At 64.6% G+C, this 21674-nt stretch carries 16 protein-coding genes and 2 pseudogenes; 7 read left to right on the top strand and 11 right to left on the bottom strand.

Annotation, left to right across the window (positions count from 1 at the left end; all coding sequences use genetic code 11):
• Positions 1-151: 151 nt before the first annotated feature.
• Complete coding sequence (locus tag RX327_RS13010) at positions 152-1000, bottom strand: VOC family protein (RefSeq protein WP_317250473.1); 849 nt, start codon at positions 998-1000, stop codon at positions 152-154.
• 226 nt (positions 1001-1226) lie between these two features.
• Between RX327_RS13010 and RX327_RS13005 the strand changes: the two genes are divergently transcribed.
• Entirely contained in the window at positions 1227-2120 is an 894-nt protein-coding gene (locus tag RX327_RS13005) for a sugar kinase (protein WP_317250472.1), read from the top strand.
• 22 nt (positions 2121-2142) lie between these two features.
• Positions 2143-3078: a ribokinase gene (gene rbsK / locus RX327_RS13000; RefSeq protein WP_317250471.1), complete on the top strand. Its 936-nt coding sequence runs from the start codon at positions 2143-2145 to the stop codon at positions 3076-3078.
• A 101-nt stretch (positions 3079-3179) separates the two neighbouring features.
• On the opposite strand, the gene RX327_RS12995 is transcribed toward rbsK, so the two are convergent.
• Entirely contained in the window at positions 3180-4397 is a 1218-nt protein-coding gene (locus tag RX327_RS12995) for an NAD(P)/FAD-dependent oxidoreductase (protein ID WP_317250470.1), read from the bottom strand.
• A 248-nt stretch (positions 4398-4645) separates the two neighbouring features.
• Between RX327_RS12995 and RX327_RS12990 the strand changes: the two genes are divergently transcribed.
• Positions 4646-5440 carry an enoyl-CoA hydratase/isomerase family protein gene (locus RX327_RS12990; protein ID WP_317251252.1) on the top strand — a complete coding sequence of 265 codons (795 nt, stop codon included), beginning with the start codon at positions 4646-4648 and terminating at the stop codon, positions 5438-5440.
• 8 nt (positions 5441-5448) lie between these two features.
• On the opposite strand, the gene RX327_RS12985 is transcribed toward RX327_RS12990, so the two are convergent.
• The 4 genes from RX327_RS12985 to RX327_RS12970 form a co-directional block, all read right to left on the bottom strand.
• Complete coding sequence (locus RX327_RS12985) at positions 5449-6789, bottom strand: TRAP transporter large permease (protein WP_028331861.1); 1341 nt, start codon at positions 6787-6789, stop codon at positions 5449-5451.
• Entirely contained in the window at positions 6786-7370 is a 585-nt protein-coding gene (locus RX327_RS12980; RefSeq protein ID WP_028331862.1) for a TRAP transporter small permease, read from the bottom strand. The genes RX327_RS12985 and RX327_RS12980 overlap by 4 nt, the downstream gene beginning before the upstream one ends.
• A 28-nt stretch (positions 7371-7398) precedes the next feature.
• Positions 7399-8400 carry a TRAP transporter substrate-binding protein gene (locus tag RX327_RS12975; RefSeq protein WP_028331863.1) on the bottom strand — a complete coding sequence of 334 codons (1002 nt, stop codon included), beginning with the start codon at positions 8398-8400 and terminating at the stop codon, positions 7399-7401.
• A 154-nt stretch (positions 8401-8554) separates the two neighbouring features.
• Positions 8555-10258, bottom strand: coding sequence for an IlvD/Edd family dehydratase (locus RX327_RS12970; RefSeq protein WP_317250469.1), 1704 nt, complete (start codon positions 10256-10258; stop codon positions 8555-8557).
• Positions 10259-10430: 172 nt separating this feature from the next.
• Here RX327_RS12970 and RX327_RS12965 point away from each other — a divergent pair, with 172 nt between their 5' ends.
• Together RX327_RS12965 and RX327_RS12960 are read left to right on the top strand one after the other, a co-directional pair.
• Positions 10431-11123: a GntR family transcriptional regulator gene (locus RX327_RS12965; RefSeq protein ID WP_317250468.1), complete on the top strand. Its 693-nt coding sequence runs from the start codon at positions 10431-10433 to the stop codon at positions 11121-11123.
• A gap of 37 nt (positions 11124-11160) precedes the next feature.
• Positions 11161-11727, top strand: a complete 567-nt coding sequence (locus tag RX327_RS12960; RefSeq protein ID WP_317250467.1) for an invasion associated locus B family protein — start codon at positions 11161-11163, stop codon at positions 11725-11727.
• Here the strand turns inward: RX327_RS12960 and RX327_RS12955 are convergent, their stop codons facing one another.
• On the bottom strand, positions 11728-12549 hold the full coding sequence (locus RX327_RS12955; RefSeq protein ID WP_317250466.1) for an NAD(P)-dependent oxidoreductase: 822 nt from the start codon (positions 12547-12549) through the stop codon (positions 11728-11730). It lies immediately after the preceding gene.
• Between the two features lie 113 nt (positions 12550-12662).
• On the opposite strand from RX327_RS12955, the gene RX327_RS12950 reads away from it, so the two are divergent.
• Positions 12663-13625: an SMP-30/gluconolactonase/LRE family protein gene (locus RX327_RS12950; RefSeq protein ID WP_317250465.1), complete on the top strand. Its 963-nt coding sequence runs from the start codon at positions 12663-12665 to the stop codon at positions 13623-13625.
• A 156-nt stretch (positions 13626-13781) separates the two neighbouring features.
• Here the strand turns inward: RX327_RS12950 and RX327_RS12945 are convergent.
• From RX327_RS12945 to RX327_RS12935, 3 genes and pseudogenes are all read right to left on the bottom strand, one after another.
• A pseudogene (locus RX327_RS12945) lies at positions 13782-14642 on the bottom strand (IS30 family transposase); the annotation flags it as partial.
• Between the two features lie 231 nt (positions 14643-14873).
• Positions 14874-16304, bottom strand: coding sequence for an aldehyde dehydrogenase family protein (locus tag RX327_RS12940; protein ID WP_317250464.1), 1431 nt, complete (start codon positions 16302-16304; stop codon positions 14874-14876).
• Between the two features lie 311 nt (positions 16305-16615).
• A pseudogene (locus tag RX327_RS12935) lies at positions 16616-18987 on the bottom strand (transketolase).
• A gap of 131 nt (positions 18988-19118) precedes the next feature.
• Here RX327_RS12935 and RX327_RS12930 point away from each other — a divergent pair.
• Positions 19119-19580, top strand: a complete 462-nt coding sequence (locus RX327_RS12930; protein WP_317250463.1) for an Lrp/AsnC family transcriptional regulator — start codon at positions 19119-19121, stop codon at positions 19578-19580.
• 779 nt (positions 19581-20359) lie between these two features.
• Here the strand turns inward: RX327_RS12930 and RX327_RS12925 are convergent.
• On the bottom strand, positions 20360-21532 hold the full coding sequence (locus RX327_RS12925) for a fumarylacetoacetate hydrolase family protein (protein WP_317250462.1): 1173 nt from the start codon (positions 21530-21532) through the stop codon (positions 20360-20362).
• Positions 21533-21674: the final 142 nt, after the last annotated feature.

Genomic DNA, 21674 nt, shown 5'->3' with positions numbered 1-21674 from the left:
GCAGCACGAACCCGAAATCAATCGGACAACGTGTTCCGTGGGTGAATGGATTCCGGGTTCTCGCTTCGCGAGCCCCGGAATGACGAGAAATTCAAAGCCTGCAGTTGCCTACGACACCCGCCGCCGGGACGACGCGCGGATAAAGCGCAGCCTAGTCTGGCTTTCCTTGCGAAGGCTGCACCAGAAGCGTCAGCACGCCGCAGGTGCCGTTGCGCACCGTCATCACGCGCGTGCCGGGCTTGCGGCCGGTACGAACCTCGGAGACGTCGACACCAGCGGCGATCAGCCGCGCACGCGTGGCGTCGATGTCGGCGACGCGCCAGCAGATGCCGCGCAGCCGGTCCGGCGCGTCCGTCTCCGATTTGCCCGGCCGGTGCGTCACCTCGACGATGAGGTCGCCGCAGCGGAAGAACATCAGCTGGCCCCAGTCCTGGTGCGAGCGGTCGAGCGCGAGATCGAGCCCGAGCCGCGCACCATAGAGCGCGGCGGCGCGTTCCGGATCGGCGGTCGAAACCACCACGTGATCCATCGCGGTGATCGATGCGGTCGTGGTGCGGACCGACAGCGGCCGCTCCTGCTCGCGTTCCAGGAAGAACATGCGCACGCCGCGCGTCGCATCGGTCGCGGCCCGCGTACGCTTCCACGACAGCGTGGCGCCACTGATGTCGTCGCGGCTCTCGACCTCCGCGACGGGTTCGGGCTTTAGCGTCAAGCGGTCGAGCCTGCGGTGTGTCTTCGCGATATCGCTGGTGCGGAAGCACAGGCTCGCAAGCCCCTCGCCCTGGGTGGCGAGCGCGCTGCGGACGCGCTGGGCTGCATCGTCGTCGCCCTGCGGCGCCACCAATTCCAGCGTGGTGTTGTCGAGCGTGAACAGCGTGCGGTCCGCGCCGCCGCCGCTGTAGCGCCAGGAAGGCGACCGCGCGAACAGCGTCTCGTAGGCCGCGCTGGCAGCAGCGATGTCGCTGGTCAGGACGACGACGTGATCGAGACCGATAATCATGGCCGCAACCTCCCCGAATCTGCCGTCATTGTGTTTCTCCCTTAACCCAGCCCGGAACCACGGACTGCCGCCAGCCGTTATGCCGCATGCCAGAAGGGCCCGGCACAGCCATCATCTCTACCTGTAAACCAGGCAGGGTTGCGAATATTTTCAGCGATATCGGCCGATCAGCAATGCTAGTCTGGAACCGCCGGCCGGGACCACACCAAGCCACGACGGAAAGCCAATGCAGGCTCTCTTCATCGGACAGACCTATATCGACGTCGTCTTCATCACCGACCACATGCCGACCGGCGACGAGAAGCACGTGGCCTCGGACTACGCGGTCTCCTTCGGCGGCAATGCGGTGACCGCGGCCTTCTGCTGCGCCAAGCTCGGCGTCCCGCCGGACCTGATCGCCACCATGGCCAATGACTGGCTGGGGCGCATGTTCCAGGACATGTGCGCCAAGTACGGCATCTCGCTGCACGGGCGCAAGGTCAACCAGTCCTCGCTCTCCTTCATCATGCCCAAGGACGGCAAGCGCGCCATCGTCCGCTGCCGCGACGACGAGCACATCCACCCCTTCCCGATGCTCAATCTCGGCGGCTGCCGCGCCCTGCATGTCGACGGCCACCAGCCGGACGCCGCGATCCACTACGCCAAGGTGTGCCGCGAGGCCGGCATCCTGACCTCGCTCGACGGCGGCGGCCTGCGCACCAACACGCATGAGCTGCTCGAGTATATCGACGTCGCCATCGTCGCCGAACGCCTGTGCGAGCAGATGGACCTGACGCCGGAGAAGATGCTCGACTACCTCAAGGCCCGCGGCTGCAGGATCGGCGGCGTCACCATGGGCGAGAAGGGCCTCTTCTGGTACGACGAGACCGGAACGGTGCAGGTGATGCCGGCGATGCCGATCCCGCGCGAGCGCGTCATCGACACCAACGGCGCCGGAGACGTCTTCCACGGTGCCTATGTCTATTCCTACCTCGCCCATCCCGGAAAAAGCTGGCGCGAGCATTTCGATTTCGCGCGCGCCGCCTCGACCTTCAAGATCCAGCGCCTCGGCAACGAGGCCGGCCTGCCGACACTGGCGGATATCGCGGCGGTCAAGCAGGAGTTTCGCGCCGAGGCCTGATAGAGGTGAATGGGGCTAGGCCATGGGGCGCGTCTTCGTCGCCGGCAGCATCAACATGGATGTGGTGGCGACCGCCGATCGCCATCCGAAGGTCGGCGAGACCGTCGCCGGCCGCCAGGTGCTGTATTTTCCGGGCGGCAAGGGTGCCAACCAGGCGGTCGCTTCGGCCAAGCTCGGCATACCGACCACGCTGATCGGCCGGCTCGGCACCGACGCGTTTGGCAAGGAGCTGAGAACGTTCCTCGTCGCACAAGGTGTCGATCTCGCCTTCGTCAAGGACACGGACGGCACGCATTCGGGCACGGCGATCATCACGCTTGCGAACGCCGACAACACAATCGTCGTTGTGCCAGGCGCCAATGGGCTGGTCGATGCCGATGATGTCGCGGCCCCCATCCTCGCGAGGGGTGACGTCGCCGTCAGCCAGTTCGAGATTCCGCTGCCGGCCATCGCTGCGTTCTTCCGGCGCGCCCGCGCTGCCGGGGCCACGACGCTGCTCAACCCGGCACCGGCGAAAAAGGCCGACAAGGCTCTGCTCGATCTCGTCGACATCCTCGTTCTGAACGAAACCGAACTCGGCTACCTGACTGGCACGGAGCTGCGAGACGGCGACACGCCGGAGCGCTTCTCCGAGGCGGCCAGGACCTTAGGGCAAGGCAAAATCGTTTGCGTCACGCTCGGAAAGCGCGGCGTGCTGGCGCTGGTCGAGGACCAACCGCTGCTCGTGCCGGGACGCGAGGTCAAGGCCGTCGACACCACAGGCGCTGGCGATTGCTTCGTCGGCGCCCTCGCCTCACAGCTCGCCATTGGCAAGCCGCTCGGCGACGCACTGGCTTACGCCAACGCCGCCGCCTCGATTTGCGTGCAACGGATGGGGGCCGCGCCGTCGATGCCGACGGCGCAGGAGGTTAGCGCCGTTCTTTCCACGCGTCGTCCCGGCGAAGGCCGGGACCCATAACCACCGGCTACAGTTTGGGGCACCCGCGCAGTAACTGCGTTCGTCTCCGCCAATGATCGCCGCGGAGTATGGATCCCGTCTTCGCCGGGACAACGATTCGACTACGTCAGCGCACTCTTCAAATCGAAGCTCGCATCCGCCGCCTGCTCCGGCGTGATCGAGCCGCCGGCACCGAGCAGCCGGCGGCCGAACATGTGATCGCCGGCACGGTTGATGGACTCGATGCCGAGCAACCTGTCGCCGTGATAGCAGAACGCCGAGAACGCCTTCTTGGCGGGATCACCGCGCAGCACGACGCGGTCGTAGCCGGTGGTGAGCCCTGCGATCTGGAGCTTGTCGTCGCCCTGGTCGCTCCAGAACCACGGCAGGCCGTCATAGACCTCGGTCTTGCCGGTCAACCGCGACGCCACGCAGCGCGCATGGTCGGTCGCATTCTGCACCGATTCCAGCCGCAGCGATCCGCCGAAGCGCGGGCTGGCGAACAGCGCGCAATCGCCGATTGCGGAAATGTCTGGATCGGCCGTCGCAAGATATTCGTCGACGATGATGCCGGCCGCGACCGGCAGCCCCGCCTCCGCGGCAAGCTCGATGTTCGGCAGCACGCCGACGCCGACCACGACGAGGTCGGCCGGGATGTGCGTGCCGTTGCTCAGGCTGACGCCGGTAACCTTGCCGCCATCGGCCTCGATCGCCGTGACCTGCACCCCGAGATGAATCCGGATGCCGGCCGCGCTGTGGCGGGATTGCGAGAACTCGGAAATCTCCGCGGTCACCGCGCGCGCCATCACGCGCGGGGCGAGCTCGAGCACGTCGACCTCGAGGCCTTTGATCCGCGCGGTGGAGGCGAATTCGAGCCCGATGAAGCCGGCGCCGATGACGACGACGCGCATGCCGGGCGCGATCAAATCGCGCAGCGCCTGGCTCTCATCCAGGATGCGCAGGTAGCGGACGGCGTCGAGCTTGGCGTTGGGGGTATCCAGCAGCCGGTTCCGCGCACCGGTCGCGAACACCAGATGGCCATAGTCGAGCGACGTGCCGGAGGCGAGCGCCACTTTCCGCGCATTGCGGTCGATCGCTTGGGCGCGATCGGTGATCAGGTCGATCTTGTTGTCCTGGTAGAACTTGTCGGGCCGGAACATCAGGGTCTCGGGCCCGCCGGTCCCCTTCAGATAGGCCTTCGACAGTGGCGGCCGCTGATAGGGCAGATGCGCCTCGTCATTGATCAGGCAGATGCGCTCCGAAAAGCCGGCCTGGCGCAGCGATGCCGCAACCTGGTAGCCGCCATGGCCGGCGCCGACGATGATCACCGAGCCTGTCATCGGAACAACCCAAATACGCGCGAGCAGGAGTGACCCATGCCGTTTCCTCTTGTCGATGTTAGCTTGCTTGCCCCGTCCCCACAGCGCTCGTGTCTGCGTACCGAAGGCACATGCCATTTGGCCTCATGGCTCGCGCGGACGCAAGGGGGTCCCAGGCAATTCTGGCGCACCCGCGGCGTCGGACCGGATTGCCACGGCTCCCGCCAAGGCCTTAAATGTCCGGAACCAACAAGCCCAAGGTCTTCAATATGCCAGCACCCGCCCCCTCCGCCACTGACCCCGCTTTGCTCCGCATCGACGGCGCCATCGCGACCATTACGCTGAACCGGCCGGCCGCGTTCAACGCGATCGACATGACGATCGCCAAGAAGCTCGAGCAGCTCAGCGCCGAGGTCGAAGCCAACAAGGACGTTCGCGTGCTCGTCCTCGAAGGCGAAGGCCGCGCGTTCTGCGCCGGCGGCGATCTGCAGACGATCGGAGCCGCCGCCGAAGCCAACAACATCGCCCCCGTGGTCGGCGAGATGCTGCACCACTATCACGCGTTCATCGAGATCGTCAGGCGCATGCCGAAGATCTCGCTGTCCAGCGTGCACGGCTCGGCCGCCGGCGCCGGCATGGGCCTCGCCTTCGTCACCGACCTCTGCATCGCCGCCGACGACGCCAGGTTCACGCCCGCCTATGCCAAGATCGGAGTGTCGCCGGACGGCGGCTCGACGGTCGGCATCGTCGGCACGGTCGGCTCCCGCCGCGCGCTGCAGATCTTTCTCGCCGAGGACAATTTCACCGCGCAGCAGGCCTATGAATGGGGCCTGGTCGCCAAGACCGTTCCCGCAACCGAGCTGAAGGCGGCGACGCGGCAGCTTGCCGAACGGCTGGCGCAGAACCCACCGGCCGCGATCGCCGGCACCAAGTCACTGGTGTATCAGGCGGCCACCACACCAACCAAGCAGCAGCTCGACGCCGAGGAACATAAGATCATCACGACCATGCATACCGACGATTTCCGCGTCGCCGTGAAGAAGTTCACCAGCAAGTCGAAGTAGAGGTTTGGCTAGTTCGGGCAGATGTACCCCGTGCCGCCGGGTGCCTTGAAGCAGCCGACCGATTCCGGGATCACCTGCTTGGGCAGCCACAGCACGACCTTCGGAAAATAGATCGTGAAGCAGATCGTGACCAGGAACACGACGTAGATCGGCAGCGCCGCCCGCAACGCTTTTGCGAAACTGATGCCGACGAATTTCGAGGCCATCAGCAGCACGAGCCCGTAGGGCGGCGTGATCAGGCCGAACGCCAGCGTAGCGATCAACACCACGCCCATATGCACGCCGTTGATGTCGCCGGCCTGGGTCAGCGCGTTGACCAGCGGCATGAAGATGATGATGGTCGGCACCGGCTCGATGAAGTCGCCGACCACGGTGAACAGCAGCACCATCAAGAGCATGATGAGGTGCGGGTCGTTGCCGGCGATCGAGGTGATCCAGTCCGCGATGTAGATCGCGCCGCGCAGATAGGCCAGCATCCAGCCGAACGCGTTCGCCGCGCCGATCGTGATCAGCGGCAGCGAGAAGATCAGGCCGGCCAGACAGAAATCATACGGGATCTTCTTCAGGTGCCCACGGTTCAGCGCCGGGATCACCACGACGATGATGTAGGCGACCGCGACGACCCCGGCCTCGGTCGGCGTGAACCAGCCGGTCAGGATGCCGCCCAGCAAAATCACCGGGATCATCATCGGCAGCGCCGCGTCACCGGCGGCGAACGCTACCTGGCGCAGCGGCGCGCGCGGCTTGCGCAGGCCCGAGGGACCGAAGAAGTAGCAGTAGATCATCAGTCCGAAGCCGATCATCAGCCCGGGGACCACGCCGGCCATGAACAGCCCGGCGATCGAGACATTGCCGACCGCGCCATAGACCACCGCCGTGATGCTCGGAGGCACCAGCGCTGCGATCGTCGACGCCGAGGCGATGATCGCGGCGATGAAGGCCGGCTCATAGCCTTCCCGCCGCATCGGCCCGCCGAGCGCCCGGCTCATGACCGCAACGTCGGCGGTGGTCGAGCCCGACATCTCCGAGAAGAACATGCTGAAGACGACGACGACCTGCGACAGCCCGCCCCTGATGTGCCCCACCAGCGAAACCGACAGATTGGCGATGCGGACCACGACATTCGCCGAGCTCATGAGCTCGCCGACCAAGAGGAAGAACGGGATCGCAAGCAGCGCCTCGGAATCGACGCCGTCGAAGATCTTCTGGATGATCGCCGCCAGCGAGACGTCTGATAGCACTGCGCCGACGAACACGCCGGCCATCAGCGAGAACGGCACGGGCACGCCGAGATAACCGAAGAACAGGAAGCAGAACGACATCAGCGCAAGCACGACCGGTGCGCTCACGGCTGCACTCCCGTCGTCGCGCGGGTATCGATCGCAGGAATCGGAAGGTCGTCATCCGGTGGCTCCGGATGGTCGAAGCCATTGCGGATCCCGTTGATGAGCTGCTCGATCGTGAACAGGCCGATCAGGATGCCGGACAGCGGGATCACCGCATAGAGCGAGGCGATCGGCGTACCCGACGGCAGGCGGAAGCTACCGAAGCCTCGGAGGTAATTTTGATAGCCATACCAGACCAGGCAGAAAGCGACGCCCAGCACCACCAGACGGATGACGATCTCGACGAACAGCCGCGACCTGCCATGCATCGCTTCGGAGATCGCGGTGAGATAGAGATGGTCGTTGCGTCGTGTCGCGACCGCGGCCCCGATGAAGATCGCGTAGATGAACAGCGTCGAGGTCACCTCCTGCAGCCACAGCCAGGGATGACCGATGGTGCGGGTGACGATATCGGCGGTCACCGAGAGCGAGAAGCCGAAGCACAGCAGGCCGCACAGCATCATCAGGATCAGCTCGAGCCGGTCGAGCGCCCGCCATTTCAGATACCGCTGCCGTTGCAGCACCAGTGTGTCGGCGATGGCCATGGCTCGCGCTCCGCGTCAACCTCGGGCTCTAGTTGATCGCGCGGATCAAATTCTTGATCTTCTCCGCATGCGGGCCGAGATCCTTGGCGAGCTTGTCGAGATAGGGATCGGCGATCGCGGTAAAACTCTTCTTGTCCACATCCTCGACCACCTTGACGCCGAATGACTTCAGCTTTGCCGCTGCGGCCTTTTCCAGTTCGAACGCCTTGGCAGGCTCCTTCGTGCTCACCTCGGCGGCCGCCGTCGTCACCCAGTTCTTCTGCTCCGCTGAAAGGCTCTGCCACAGCTTGTCGCTGATGAACAACAGCGCATTGTTGGCCTCATGCTCGGTCATCGAGAGCACCGGCGCGACTTCGTAGTGCTTGTTGACGAGGTAAACGTTCACGCTGTTTTCCGCCGCCTCGACGACGCCGGTCTGCAGCGACGTGTACACGCTGCCGAACGGCATATGGACGGTTTGCGCGGCGTAAGCCGGGAAAATCGTATCCTCCGTGGCCGTCGCCTGAACACGAATTTTCACCCCCTTGAGATCGTTGACTTTATGGATTTCCTTCCTGGCGTAGATGCTCCTTACGCCTTGGCTGCCCGTCGCGATGACATGAAGGCCTTGCGACGTGTCGTCAATCATCGCCTTGATCGCGTCAATCACCTTCTGATCCGCAAGGGCCTTCACCACATGGTTGGCGTCGCGGAACAGGAAATGCAGCGACATCACACCGGCCTGCGGCGAGATAGTCGCGGTGTTCGCCGATGAGATGATCGCGAATTCGATGTCTCCGGATTTCACGAGCTGCAGCAGCTGCGGCTCCTGTCCGAGTTGGGCGCCCGGATATTGATCGACGATCATGGTCCCCTTGCTCAACTCCTTGAGCTTGGCGGAGAACATGTCGTAGGCCACGCTGTATCCGGTGTTGAGCTGCTGATCGTGCGCGAAGCGGTAGTGCTTGACTTCCTGCGCGCCAGCGCGCGGCGGCAGCAGCAACGCTGCCGCCGCCATCGCAATCCCGACGATCCTGGCTGAATAGCCCATCGCGACGTTCCCCCTGTTTTTAATTGAGGGGATCATCCCATCAGTCGCGCAGGATTGTCAATAAAACAGAGGTAATCTGGTCGTCGAGGCCCAAGCGGGCGCTTCGCAGTCGGAAATTATCGACAATTCGACTGCGATGCCAATCGAGACCGAACTACTTCCCCTTGGCGCGCATGAAGTCAAAGTCGCAGCCCTCATCGGCCTGCAGGATGGTGTCGTTGAAGAGATGCGCGTAGCCGCGCTTGGCCCAATCGGGCGTACCGGCCGGCGCGAGCGCGGCGCGGCGCTTCTGCAATTCGGCCTCGTCAACCAACAGATCGATGCTGCGCTTTTCGACATCGAGGCGAATCATGTCGCCGTTCTCGACCAGCGCCAGCGGCCCGCCGACGGCGGATTCCGGCGTGATATGCAGCACGATGGTGCCGAACGCGGTGCCGCTCATGCGCGCATCCGAAATGCGCACCATGTCCTTGGTGCCGCCGCGCGCGAGCTTCTTCGGGATCGGCAGATAGCCGGCTTCCGGCATGCCCGGCGCGCCCTTCGGGCCGGCATTGCGCAGCACCAGCACGTCGTCGGCGGTGACGTCGAGATCGGGATCGTCGACCCGCAAGGTCATGTCCTCGACCGACTCGAAAACGACTGCCCGCCCGGTGTGCCGCAACAGTTTCGGGCTCGCGGCCGATTGCTTGATGACGGCACCGCGCGGCGCGAGATTGCCGTGCAGGATCGCCATCGCGCCTTCGGACTTGATCGGGTTCGCCTTGGAGCGGATCGCGTCCTGCCCCGGTACATCCTCGGCATTGGCGACGACCTCGCGCAAGGTCTGGCCGGTGATGGTTTTGGCATCGAGATCGATGAGATCGCCGAGCTGCGCCAGCAGTTTCGGCACGCCGCCGGCGTGATGGAAATGCTCCATGTAATGCTCGCCCGACGGCTTCAGATCGACCAGCACCGGCACCTCGCGGCCGATCCGGTCGAACACCTCGATATCGAGCCGGTGCGGCGAGCGATGCGCCATCGCGGTCAGATGGATCAGGCCATTGGTCGAGCCGCCGATCGCCTGGAGGACGACCTGCGCATTTCTGAAAGAGGCCGGCGTCAGCAACTCGCTGGGCTTCGGCCCCTTCGTCTTCGCCATCTCGGCGGCCACCTTGCCGCTCGCCTCGGCGAGACGGAAGCGCTCGGCATGCGGCGCCGGGATCGTTGCGCTCATCGGCAGCGACAGGCCCATGGCTTCGATCATGCAGGCCATGGTCGAGGCCGTGCCCATCACCATGCACGTGCCAACCGATGGCGCGAGGCGCCCGTTCACGGCCTCGATCTCGACGTCGTCCATGTCGCCGGCGCGATATTTGGCCCAGAGACGGCGGCAATCGGTGCAGGCGCCAAGCACCTCGCCCTTGTGATGGCCGACCACCATGGGCCCCACCGGAATGACCACCGTCGGCAGATCCGCGCTGATCGCGGCCATCACCTGCGCCGGCAGCGTCTTGTCGCAGCCGCCGATCACGATCACCGCATCCATCGGCTGGGCGCGGATCATCTCCTCGGTGTCCATCGCCATCAGATTGCGCAGATACATCGAGGTCGGATGCGCAAAGCTCTCGGCGATCGAGATGGTCGGGAATACGAACGGCATCGCGCCGGACAGCATCACGCCGCGCTTCGCCGCTTCGATGATCTGCGGGACGTTGCCGTGGCAGGGATTGTAGTCGCTATAGGTGTTGGTGATGCCGACGATCGGGCGCTCCAGCGCATCGTCGGAATAGCCCATCGCCTTGATGAATGCCTTGCGCAGGAACAGCGAGAAGCCGGCATCGCCATAGCTCGTCAAACCCTTGCGAAGTCCGTCGGCCATTTTCTTCTCGTCCCGTGGTTGTTCGGCCGCACTTAAGGAGCGGCAGGAATTATTGTCAATATGAGATAATCTGGTCGCGGCTTGTGGCTGGTCTGCGGCAAAATCGCCCCCATTATTGACAATAACCGTGGCGCCATGCTGACCTCAGGCACCGATCCGAAGCCGAGAGCGCATGACAGCCGAGCCCACATTGCCCGAACTCCAGGCCCCCTCGCGCGAGGAGGAACAGGCGGAAGTGATCCGCCGGCTGGAGGAGGACATCATCTTCGGCCGCTTCGCGCCCGGTTTGCGGCTGGTCGAGGATACCCTGATGCAGCGCTACGGCGCGAGCCGGCATTTCGTCCGCCAGGCGCTGTTCCAGCTCGAGCGCCAGGGCATCGTGCTGCGCGAGAAGAATGTCGGCGCCACGGTGCGGTTCTATTCGGCCGAGGAAGTGCGGCAGATCTATGAGGTGCGCGAGATGTTGACGCGCCAGGCCGCGCTGATGATCGCCCTGCCCGCGCCGCAAAGCCTGATCGACCAGTTGAGCGAGCTGCAACGGCATTACTGCATCAAGGCCGAGGCGCAGGACATGCGCGGCATTCACGAGACCAACGATGCGTTCCACCTCGCGCTGTTCTCCGCCTGCGGCAATCCCTATCTGGTCCGCTCGCTGCAGGACTACATGAACCTGACGCTGCCGATGCGCGCCAAGAATCTCGCCGACAGCGAGGGCCTCGCATTGTCGCGCCGCCAGCACGAATTGATGATCGAGCTCCTGAAGGGCCGCGACAGCTGGGCGCTGGCGCAGCTTTGCGTCGATCACATGCAGTACAGCAAGGCGGATTATCTCGTCCGCATCTCCAACAACAAAAAGCCGCAATAGCGCGATACGCGGCGGCCTGCGCGTGAAGGAGACGGCGATGCGCTATGTGGCTCTATTCCTTGGATCGCTGGCCGTGCAGCTTGCGCTCGGCGGCGTCGGCGAAGCGGCCGATCCGCGCGCGACGCAGCTCACCTACGAGCCCTGGACCAAGACGTGCCTGACAGAGGCGAGCTGCTTCGTCGGCGCCGCCGCGCGCGGTCAGTGCTCGCCATCGGGCGGCACACTCAGCGTCTCGCCGCAGAGCAGCAAGCGCGCGATCGTGAGCGCCAATGTCGGAACGCGGACCATGCTGGAAGGCACGATCAGCCTCCGCATCGATCAGGACGAGCCGATCCAGATCGCCAGGCCGCATTGCTACACGCTCGGCTGCGGCGGCACGCTCGAGGCCGATGGCGAAATGATCGAGCGGCTGAAGCACGCGCAGACCATCGCCGTCGAAGCCAAGAACCTCACCGGGCAGACCATCAGCCTCGCCTTTCCCCTCACGCACTTCGCCGAAACCTTTGACGGGCCCGGCAGCCCGCCCAAGACATCCGGGCAAGGTTCGAAGGACGCGCAGCAGCACACCGAATCCGTGAAGCAACTGCCGCAATGCGAGGATTGATCACTTCTTCCAGTCGATCACCCTCTCCTTGTCGGCATCGAACTCCATGCTGCAGAACGTGCCGCCCTGGAAATAATCGCCGACGGGATCCGGCTTGAGCTTGGCCTGCTCCGCCATCGCGTGCTCACGGAAATCTTCGGCGCGGCCGGTCGGGCGATAGCCGAGCTCGTAGGCGCGGTGATTGTCCCACCAGGCGCGTTCGTTGAAAGAGGCGCCGTAGAAGACCTCGAAATGGATGTCGGGATGTTCGAGCCCGATGCGGCAGAGCTGCACCAGATCATCGGGCTTGAGCCAGATCGCGAGCCGGCGCTGGTCGAGCGGCATGTCGCCGAAATTGCCGATGCGCAGGCAAGTCACCTTGAGGCCATGCTTGTCGGCATAGAGCGCGCCGACGGCCTCGCCGAACACCTTGCTGACGCCGTAGCGGCTGTCGGGCCGCGCAGTGACGTCCGTGCCGATCTTGTGGTGGCGCGGATAGAAACCGACGGCGTGGTTCGACGAGGCGAACACCACGCGCTTGACGCCCTTCTTGCGTGCGGCCTCGAACAAATTGTAGCCGCCGATGATGTTGGACTGGAGGATGTCGTTCCAGGGACCTTCGACCGAATAGCCGCCGAAATGCAGGATGCCGTCGACTCCCTCGCAGATCGCTTCAACTTGAGCGAGATCGGCGAGGTCGGCGGCCTTGAACGTTTCGTTGGCGCCGAGATCGGCGGGCGGCTTGAGGTCGGACAGCAGCAGGTCCGGATAGAGCGGTGGCAGCAGCTTGCGCAGGCGCGTTCCGATTCCGCCCGAAGCTCCCGTCATCAAGATGCGCGGCATGCCGACCCTCTTCTTTCCTGATTGCTGCGATCGAATTGCGGTCGCAGGCCGACAATGATAGCAAACCAGGCGCTCAAGGAAACACCATCGAAACACAACAACGAGAACAGCAAATGTCCGATGTTCATTCCGCCGGCTGGCGTCCCGCGACCTGCTATCCCGATCCCGCGATCCGCGCGCTCGATCCCCGCTTCGAAAAATACTGGCTGAAACTTTCGGCGGTGGAGCGGCTGACGACCGGCCTGCGCTGGGCCGAGGGTCCGGTGTGGTTCGGCGACGGGCGTTATCTCTTATGCAGCGACATTCCGAACCAGCGCATCCTCAAATGGGAGGAGGAGACCGGCGCGGTCAGCGTGTTCCGCAAGCCCTCCAACTTCGCCAATGGCAACACCCGCGACCGTCAGGGTCGGCTGATCACCTGCGAGCACGGCGGCCGCCGCGTGACCCGCACTGAATACGACGGCAGCATCACCGTGCTGATGGACTCGTTCGAGGGCAAGCGGCTGAACTCGCCGAACGACGTCGTCGTGAAATCCGACGGCTCGATCTGGTTCACCGATCCCACCTTTGGCCTGCTCGGCAATTACGAGGGCTACAAGGCAGAGCCCGAGATCGAGCCGAACGTCTACCGGCTCGATCCCGCGACCGGCAAGGCGACGATCGTCGCGGAAAGCGTGCTCGGTCCGAACGGGCTGTGCTTCTCGCCAGACGAGAAGATCCTCTACGTCGTGGAATCGCGCGGGGTGCCGAACCGAAAGATCCTCGCCTATGATGTTTCGGCCGACGGCACCACGATTTCCAACAAGCGCATCCACATCGATGCCGGCCCGGGTACGCCTGACGGCATGCGCTGCGACATCGACGGCAATCTCTGGTGCGGCTGGGGCATGGGCGATCCCGAGCTCGACGGCGTCGTGGTGTTCGCGCCCGACGGCGTCATGATCGGCCGCATCGCGCTGCCCGAACGCTGCGCCAATCTCTGCTTCGGCGGCGTCCAGCGCAACCGCCTGTTCATGGCGGCGAGCCAGTCGATCTATGCGCTCTACGTCAACACCCAAGGCGCGCTCGGCGGGTAGTTTTCCTCGTCGTCCCGGCGAAAGCAGGGAGGTAGATTCACATTCGAAGTGCAACACTTGAGCAAAGGCCTCGGCAGGCGTGCGGTAGTCAAGGCATTTGCGCGGGGTGTTGTTGTAGGCGGCGATGAACTGGCGGAATCTGGCGGTCGAGAGGGTTACGAGATCGGTCTTGCGGGGAATAAAGCGGCGCATCCTGCCGATAGCGTTCTCGATGCCGCCCTTCTGCCAGGGGGCGTGGGGATCGCAGAAGAAGGTCTCGATCGAGAGGCGGTGCAGCGCCAGGTGACCGGCGAACTCGGTGCCGTTGTCGAAGGTCACGGTCTGGCGCAGCTCCTGTGGCAGGGTCGCGAAGAAGCCCACGAGATGGCGGGCGACACCGCGCGCGACCTTGCTGGCAAGGCGGATGCCGAGCAGCAGACGCGAGGTGCGCTCGTGCACGGTCAGCACGGCCTGACCGTATTTCGAGAACATCATCAGGTCGGCCTCCCAGTGTCCGGGCACGCTGCGGTCGGCCACTTCGATCGGCCGATTTGCCAAGGAAACACGGCCTTCGATGAAGCTTGCGGGGCTGCCGCCCCTCTTGCCGCGGCGGCCGCGCTTGCTCTTGGCGCGCGGCAGATAGCGCCGCCAGTTGAAATCCGTGGTGCGCCTGAGTTGGGCATAGATGAAGCGGTAGATGGTCTCGTGCGAGATCACCTTGCGCCCGGACTCGCGGGCCAGCCGGCCGGCGACCTGCTCGGGCGACCAGCCCCGGCGAAGGCGTTCCAACACCGCGCGGCGCAGGCCGGGCTCCCGTTCGAGGCGTCCGCCCGTCCAGCGCCGCGCTCGCATCTGGTGCTGGGCATAGTTTGGCTTGTAGCCGACCTGGCTCCCCCGATTGCGCCTCAGTTCCCGAGAGACCGTTGATGGCGAGCGATCCAGAGCTGCCGCGATTTGCCGGACCGAGCTGCCATTGGCCGATAGGCAGGCAATCTCGCATCGGTCGTCCAGAGAGAGCTGCTTGTAAGTCCGCCCCATGGCAACACCTCCTCAAGGAAGTGTTGCACTTCGTTTGCGAACTCAGGGGACCCATCACCACCGATGGATCTTGGCCTGGCACGCTGGGGCCGCATTCTTCGCAAAACGAAGGCCTGTGGTTATGGGTCCCGGCTTTCGCCGGGACGACGATAAAAACTTCTACCTTCCAAACGGCTGACGCCGGAGCGGTGATCCGCCCCGGCGCCAGAATGTTGTCTCTCGTGGCTCAGCTTACGCCGCGTTGTAGCCGGCGACCGCCTTGGCCTCGAGATATTCTTCCAGACCGTAGCGGCCCCACTCGCGGCCGTTGCCGGACTGCTTGTAGCCGCCGAACGGTGCGGTGCGGTCGTTGGGCACGCCCTGGAGGTTGACGTTGCCGGCGCGGATCTGGCGACCGACGCGGCGCGCGGTTTCCACGGTGTCGGCGGAGACGTAACCTGCGAGGCCATACGGCGTATCGTTCGCGATATTCACCGCATCGGTTTCGTCCTTGGCGCCGATGATGGTCAGCACCGGTCCGAAGATCTCTTCGCGCGCGATCGTCATGTCAGGGGTGACGTCGGCAAAGATGGTCGGGCGGACATAGAAGCCCTTGTTGACGCCCTCGGGCAGGCCCGGGCCGCCGGCGACGAGCGTTGCGCCCTCGTCGATGCCCTTCTTGATCAGGCCCTGGATCTTGTCCCACTGACCGCGGTTGACCACGGGGCCGATGGTGGTGCCTTCGGCGCGGGGATCGCCGGCCTTGGTCTTGTCGGCGACGGCCTTCGCGATCGCGGCGACTTCCTTCATCTTCGACAGCGGCACGATCATGCGCGAGGGCGCGTTGCAGGACTGGCCGGAGTTGTTGAACATGTGCATCACGCCGCCGGTCACCGCCTTCGTGAGGTCGGCGCCTTCGAGGATGACGTTCGGCGACTTGCCGCCCAGCTCCTGGCTGACGCGCTTCACGGTCGGCGCCGCGCGCTTGGCCACGTCGATGCCGGCGCGGGTCGAGCCGGTGAACGAGATCATGTCGATATCAGGGTGCTCGCTCATGGCGGCGCCGACCTCGGGGCCGAGACCGTTGACGAGGTTGAACACGCCCTTCGGCACACCGGCTTCATGCAGGATCTCGGCGAAGATCAGCGCCGAGGTCGGGGTGAACTCGCTGGGCTTCAGGATCATGGTGCAGCCGGCGGCCAGCGCGGGCGCGACCTTGCAGGCGATCTGGTTCAGCGGCCAGTTCCAGGGCGTGATCATGCCGACCACGCCGATCGGCTCGCGCAGCACCATGGCGGTGCCCATGGTCTCCTCGAACTCGTAGTTCTTGAGCACGTCGAGCGTGGTCATGAGATGGCCGAGGCCGGCGCCGGCCTGGAGCTTTTCCGCCATCGGCAGCGGCGCACCCATCTCGTCGGAGACGGCAGCGCCGATCTCCTTGAGACGGCCCTTGTAGACCTCGATGACCTTCGACAGCAGCGCGACGCGCTCCTCGCGGCTGGTCTGGGAGAAGGTGGCAAAGGCGCGCTTGGCGGCGGCGACCGCCTTGTCCACGTCGGCCTTGGAGCCCAGCGCAACCTCGTACATCGCCTCTTCCGTCGCCGGATTGACCACGGCGGTGGACTTCTTGACGGCGGGATCGACCCAGGCACCGTCGATGTAGAATTGCATGCGATTGACCATCGGAAACCTCTTGTACGGGGCGTATGGAATGGGGAACGAAAGCGTTCGGCAGGCATCCTTGCACGAAAGCCCGGCGAATTGAACCCGCCATATGCGGGACGCGGCTCGTGCGCGCGAACGGCATATAATGTCGCTATCGCGCAGGTGGCAAGGTTGGTCTCGTCGCCCCGGCGAAGGTCGGGGCCCAAAACCACCGCCGGCAATTGGTAAAGGGTGCTGTTAGAACGAGTCGCGTTTACTTGCTGCCAGTTGTGGTAATGGGTCCCGGCCCCCGTGCGCAACTGCGCACTAGGCCGGACGGCGATGTGGGGCTACACCGCCATCTTGCGATGCCGCACCGGGGCGCCAACCGAGACGCTTTCGGCCGCATCGATGATGGCGTTGGCATCGATGCCGTAGTGCCGATAAAGGTCCGCGATGCTGCCGGTCTGGCCGAATTGCTCGACGCCAAGCGCCTCGACGCGGTGGCCGCGGACGCTGCCGAGCCAGCCGAGCGCGGAGGGATGGCCGTCGATCACGGTCACGATGCCGCAGTCGCGCGGCAGCGGCGCCAGCATGCGCTCGATATGACTCAAATGCTGCGCGCCGCGGCGATCACGGCGCAAATTCCGCGCGGCGGACCAACCCGCATAGAGCCGGTCGGCGGAGGTTACCGCCAGCAGACCGACGTCGCGGTGGCTCTCGCCGATCAGGCCGACCGCCTCGATCGCCTCCGGCGCGACGGTGCCGGTATACGCAATGACGATGTCGCAGTTCGGACCCGGCTTGCGCATCCAGTAGGCGCCGTCGGTGATGTCGCGCTGCAGGTCCGGGGTCATGATCCGTTGCGGCTGCTCCAGCGTCCGGGTCGAGAGTCGCAAGTAAACCGAACCACCCTTGGCGCCCTCCCGCTGCATGTGGCAAAAGCCCCAGCCCATGATCACGGCGAGCTCGTCGACGAAGGCCGGCTCGAATGAGGCGAGCCCGTCCTGCGCCATGCCGATCAGCGGCGTCGCGATCGACTGGTGCGCGCCGCCCTCCGGCGCGAGCGTGATGCCGGACGGCGTCGCCGCCACCATGAAGCGCGCATCCTGGTAGCAGGCGTAGTTCAGCGCATCGAGCCCGCGCTCGATGAAGGGATCGTAGAGCGTGCCCACCGGCAGCAGCCGCTCGCCGTTGATCTGGTGCGACAGGCCGAGCGCCGAGAGCATGATGAACAGGTTCATTTCGGCAATGCCGAGCTCGAGGTGCTGGCCCCTCGGCGAATATTCCCAGGTGTAGGCCGATGGGATCTTCTCCTGCCGGAACAGGTCGTGGTTCTCCGCCTTCGCGAACAGGCCGCGGCGGTTGACCCAGGCGCCGAGATTGGTCGACACGGTGACGTCGGGCGATGCGGTGACGATGCGCGAGGCGAGTTCGCTGTCGCCGCGCGCCAACTCGTGCAGCACGAGACCAAAACCCTGTTGCGTCGACATCTGCGCCGAGGCCTTGAAGGCCAGCCGTTCCGGCACATCGATTTCAGGCGCGGACAGGCGGCGGCGCCCCTCGCGGTTGAACGGCGCCTCGGCCAGGAAAGCCTCGAGCTTTGCAGGCTCCTGCGACAGGCCCTCGAACTTGTCCCATTCATGCCCGGGCCGGATGTTCTGGCTCTCGCGGCGCGCCACTTCTCCATCTGCGCGACCGTCATCAGGCCGGCGTGGTTGTCCTTGTGGCCCTGGAACGGCAGGCCGACGCCCTTGATGGTGTAGGCGATGAAGCAGACGGGGCGATCATGATCGATGGAGTCGAACGCCTCGAGCATGCTCGCCATGTCATGGCCGCCGAGATTCGACATCAGCGCGAGCAGCTCGTCGTCGCTGCGGCGCTCGATCAGCGCCGACACCTCGCCCTGGTCGCCGATCTCGTCGTGCAGATGCTTGCGGAAGGCCGCGCCGCCCTGGAAGCACAGCGCCGCGTAGAGCGCGTTCGGGCAGTTGTCGATCCAGCGCTTCAAGGCTTCGCCGCCGGGCTCGGCAAAGGCATCGCGCATCAGCCGGCCGTATTTCACGATCACCACGTCCCAGCCGAAATTGCGGAACATGGTCTCGAACTTTTCCCAGAGCCCCTCGCGCACGACGGCGTCGAGCGACTGACGGTTATAGTCGACCACCCACCAGGTGTTGCGCAGGCCGTGCTTCCAGCCCTCTGCCAGAGCCTCGAAGATGTTGCCCTCATCCATCTCGGCGTCGCCGACGAGGGCGATCATCCGGCCTTCGCGGCGGTCCTTCATCCAGCCATGCGCCTTGACGTAGTCCTGCACCAGCGAAGAGAACAGCGTCTGCGCGACGCCGAGGCCGACCGAGCCGGTGGAGAAATCGACGTCGTCGACGTCCTTGGTGCGTGACGGATAGGATTGCGCGCCCTTGAAGCCGCGAAAATTCTCCAGCTTCTCGCGGGTCTGGCGGCCAAACAGATACTGGATGGCGTGGAACACCGGGCTCGCATGCGGCTTCACCGCGACGCGATCCTCGGGCCGCAGCACGTGGAAGTACAGCGCGGACATGATGGTCGCGAGCGAGGCGGAGGAGGCCTGGTGGCCGCCGACCTTGAGGCCGTCCGCATTGGCGCGGACGTGGTTGGCGTGGTGGATGGTCCAGGACGACAGCCACAGCGCCTTGCGGGCCAGCGCGGTCAGCATGTCGAGGCGTTCAGGCGCGATTCCCATGGCAATGCTCCGGGCGATATGCCGGAATGTTACTGCCGCAAGCGGCCGCGAAAATCTCAATTCCACGCGACAGCACAGGAAAAATTGGGATAAATTCCCACGATCCGACTTCAACTGACGAGTTCATCCCAATGCCCGCCCTCGATGCCATCGACCGCAAGATCCTGAGTCTGCTCCAGAACGACAGCCGGATGACCATGCAGGAGCTCGCCGACAAGGTCGGACTCTCCGTCTCGCCCTGCCACCGCCGGGTCAAGCTGCTGGAGGAGCGCGGCGTGATCTCGCGCTATATCGCGACCGTGGACCAGAAGGCGCTGGGACTGCATGTCAGCGTCTTCATCTCGATCAAGCTGGCGCGGCAGAAGGAGGAGGACCTCAACCGCTTCGCCCGCGCGATCTCGAAATGGGACGAGGTCCTGGAGTGCTATCTGATGACCGGCAACCGCGACTATCTGCTCCGCGTCGTCGCCGCCGACCTCGCCTCCTACGAGACGTTCCTCAAGACCAAGCTGACCCGGCTCGACGGCATCGCCTCGATCGAGTCCAGCTTCGCGCTCAGCCAGGTGAAATATTCGATCGCGCTGCCGGTGTGAGGGCGTTGGTTGGTCACTCGAATGACGCCGACCCCACAGTGTCGTCCCGGCGAAGGCCGGGACCCATACGCCGCAGCAGTTGTTGTGAGAGGGACTCGTCGTTGCAGCATCGCTTAACAATTTGCATTTGGGGTTATGGGTCCCTGCTTTCGCAGGGACGACATTGAGTGTGTTGCGCTGTCAGTGGCATACCTTCGCACTCTCGCGACATGAATCGTCCGAGCTTTGCATCTCGTTCCGTTTTGCAAAAGAGGCTTGCGCCGTCGGGCAACTCAGTGATTGGCGCTGGCGCCCTGCCCGGCTGGACGGCCTCGCCGCGACAACCAGGCTATGGCGCAATCCATATCCCAATCACGATGATGGCCAGTGAGACGGCAATGACCAGCATATCGGTGGTGAGCCAATCGGGCATTCCGTTTGATGGCTGCTCGCTCATGTCCGCGACTCCTTCTGTTCGCGTCGAGCCAATATGCTGGAGCGGACCGGCGCGAACGAGGATGAACTGGTTCACATAAAGCTAGGAAAAAGCTGCAAATTCCGCGTGTTTTAGCGCGCTCAAGTTGCGCCACACGGTCGATCTGCCGCGCAGGTTTCTGAACATGTTCGACAACGCCGCCGCTTCGGCACAGTCACCATCGTCGTCGTTCAACGCGCTGCGAGAGGCGGCTGAACGTCACCGGATTGTCGGCGCAACTCGGCGCCGACCTGCCGCCACGCGACAGGCCGCGCACGGCCGACGAAGTGGTCGAGATAGTGGACTCGCCGTCCCGTCCTGATCCTCACAGCACCTTGCGCTCTGCGAGGTTCTTCATCAGCGCGCCGATGCCGAACGTCCACGGCTCGCACTCGTCGCTGGTGCGCATGCGGTTGACGAGCTTGCCGAGCTGGGGCGCGGAGATCGTGACGATGTCGTCGCGCTTGTGGGTGAACCCCTGCCCCGGCGCATCGCGATCCTTGACCGGTGCGAACATCGTTCCAAGGAACAGCACGAAGCCATCAGGGTATTGATGGATCTTGCCAATGGTCTGCGCGACCAGATCGGTCGGATCGCGGCTGATCTTGCTGATCGAGGAATGGCCGTCGAGAACGAAGCCGTCCGTGCCAGTCACGGTCAGGCCGACATCCATCTTCCTGACATCGTCGAGCGAGAAGGTCTGGTCGAACAGGCGCAGCAGCGGACCAATTGCACAGGACGCGTTGTTGTCCTTGGCCTTCGACAGCAGCAGCGCCGAACGGCCCTCGAAGTCGCGCAGATTCACGTCGTTACCGAGCGCCCCGCCGACGATCTTGCCATGGCTGGAGACGAACAGCACCAGTTCGGGCTCCGGATTATTCCAGGTCGATTTCGGATGCAGGCCGGCGTCCATGCCGGTGCCGACCGACGACAGCGTCGGCGCCTTGGTGAAGACTTCAGCGTCGGGGCCGATGCCGACCTCGAGATACTGGCTCCAGGCGTTCTGATCGATCAACACCTGTTTCAGGTGCATCGCCTGGTCCGAGCCCGGCTTGAGCTTGGACAGATCGTCGCCGATCAGACGCGTGACCTCTTTCCGGATTGCTTCGGCCGAAGCCGGATTGCCCTTGGCCCGCTCCTCGATCACGCGCTCCAGCATCGAGATGGCGAAGGTAACGCCGGCGGCTTTCAGCGTCTGGAGGTCGACCGGCGCGAGCAGATGCGGCCTGGCCTTGTCGCGGCGGTCGGGCGGGGTGTTGGCAAGGATCGCCTCGAAATCGCCGATCCGCTCGCCGCGCGTGGCGCGCAGCGCGGCCGCGGGATCGCTTTCCTCGCAGAGCGCGCTCACCGTCGGAAACCGCGCCGTGACGTCGAACACACCGTCTGCCCGCACCGCGACGACGGCCGGCCCGCCGGCCTGCGGCAGCCAGACCCGCCCGACCAGCGTGCCAGCGGTGCCGTCCTCCGGCAGGACGTCTTTTGGCGTGAGCGATATCATCGGCACATCTCCCTTTTTGGCTTTGTCGGCTTGTTAGCACAGTCCGCCCGGCGGCGTGAAACAGCGGTCATGGCATTGTCATAGAGGGGTAACATCGCCCGTCAATGCTGCCGTCCGATCCATCTAACACACTGAAAGACGG

It is taken from the genome of Bradyrhizobium sp. BEA-2-5 (assembly GCF_032918025.1).
In the GTDB taxonomy this organism is placed as follows: domain Bacteria; phylum Pseudomonadota; class Alphaproteobacteria; order Rhizobiales; family Xanthobacteraceae; genus Bradyrhizobium; species Bradyrhizobium pachyrhizi.
Note: the sequence above shows the minus strand (reverse complement) of the source record. Positions and strands in the feature narration are given on the sequence as shown.